This is a genomic window from Streptomyces adelaidensis, assembly GCF_016598475.1.
GTDB classification, from domain to species: Bacteria; Actinomycetota; Actinomycetes; order Streptomycetales; family Streptomycetaceae; genus Streptomyces; species Streptomyces adelaidensis.
On sequence record NZ_JAEMUX010000214.1, the window covers coordinates 1 to 1,680 of the forward strand.

Below are 1,680 nucleotides of genomic sequence, written 5' to 3' on the forward strand. Positions count from 1 at the left end.
TTGCGGAGGAAGTCGAGATTGGCTCGTCCATACCCTTGTCTTTTGAGTAGTTTCGTCCTTGTGACCTGTCCCTCGACCTGGCCGGAGCTCCAGGGGGTGGAGAGCCCGGCCGTGACGGCGTCGATGTCGCGGCTCAGTCCGTTGATCAGGGAGTGCAGGGCGGGCAGGTCGTCGGCGAGGACGCGCTCCATCCAGGCGGGCAGTTGGTCGCCCCGCAGGTCACGCATCATGGCGGCGAAGTCGCGGACGTGGTGGGTGACGGCGTCGAGTTCGGGGCAGCTGGTCCGGATCTCCTTGAGATCGGTGGCATCATCGGCTGTCAGGTTTCCGGGGTCGGTCGTGATCCAGCGGACGATGCGGCGGGGCCGTGGAGCCGGGCGACGCGCGGGTGGTGCGGCGGTGGCGGCCTTGAACGGGCGGAGGTAGCGGCGGACGGTCTGGATGCTTCCGGCGAAGCCCAAGGCGACAATTTCCTGGTGGAGTTGGGCACTGTTGTGACAGCCCTCGTTCCACCGCTGGTGGAGGTGGGGCATGTACTCGTCCAGGATGGTGGACCGGTTCGTTGCTTTGACCAGCAGCTCGTCGACGCTGGTGGCGCGGGCGAAGCGGCGCACGGTGGATCGGTCCAGCCGGAGTGTCCGGCAGATCTCCTCCAGCGTGCTGCCGTCATTGAGGAGCTGTCGGACGGCGGCGTAGCGTTCCCTGGTCCGGGTGACCAGTCGGCGCTCTCGTCCGCAGACGTCGAGCAGCGCGGCAGCCGGTGCCGGCGGCGTCAGCCAGATGTCGTCGCTGGTCGGCGGGGCGGCCGGTACGGTGTTCTCGAACGCGGTTCGGACGCAGGCGTGGTGGGCGGCGACGGTCTTTTCGACGGCCTCGCCGAGGTTGTGCCACAAATGCCAGGCGTCGGCGACCTGCACCGCTTGCGGGGCGCCGCTGCGGGCGCCCTCGGCGTAAGCCCCGGCCCGGTCCCGGCAAATGATCTCCACTTCCGGATGGCCCTTCAGCCAGGCGGCCAGCGGTTCGGCATCCCGGCCGGGCAGCACGTCCACCGGGCGCCGCCTCTCCAGATCCACCAGGATCGTGGCGTACGAGTCGCCCTTCCGTAGGGCGAAATCGTCGACCCCGAGCACGCGGATCTCTCCGACGGGTTCTTCCGGCGTGGCGCGGACCAGACGTAACAGGGTGTCCTTGGCAACGCGCAGGCCCAGCGCCCCGGCCAGACGGGCACCCGCGCGGCCGGCCAGCGCGAGAGCGATCGAGGTCAACTGCTCACGAGCCAGTGGCGAGTAGCGGGCATGGGGGCTCGTCAGCCCCGCGATCTGCTCGGCGAACGTCACCGCCCGGCACGCCGGGTTCGCGCACTTGAACCGCCGCACCAGCAGCTCGATCACCACACCGGCGCCACCGACCGCGGCATCCGCGAGCCGTCGCAGGTACCGGCCGTGCACCCGGCCCGACGCACTACCGCAATGCGGACACTCCGCACCCGCCGAGCGAGCCCGCGCCTGCATCGTGACCAACCCGGCCGCAGCCCGCTCGACCAACTCCACCACGACACCAGCCAGATGAGGGAACAACACCTCGAAACTCCGCGAAGAACACGCCACCCATGATCACAGCCACCACCGACACCGACAGCGTCACAAGATCAGCGCCAGAGCCGGATTTCATGATCGGTTG

General features: G+C 69.0%; 2 protein-coding genes. Both read right to left on the reverse strand.

Annotated features, from left to right (window positions below):
- Positions 1-1,553 (reverse strand): ISL3 family transposase (locus I8N67_RS41355; protein ID WP_307835530.1); only part of this gene is annotated, 1,553 nt, incomplete at its 3' end.
- Positions 1,462-1,680: hypothetical protein (locus tag I8N67_RS43630; protein ID WP_234047103.1), on the reverse strand; the 219-nt coding region annotated here is incomplete at its 5' end. The genes I8N67_RS41355 and I8N67_RS43630, both read right to left, overlap by 92 nt.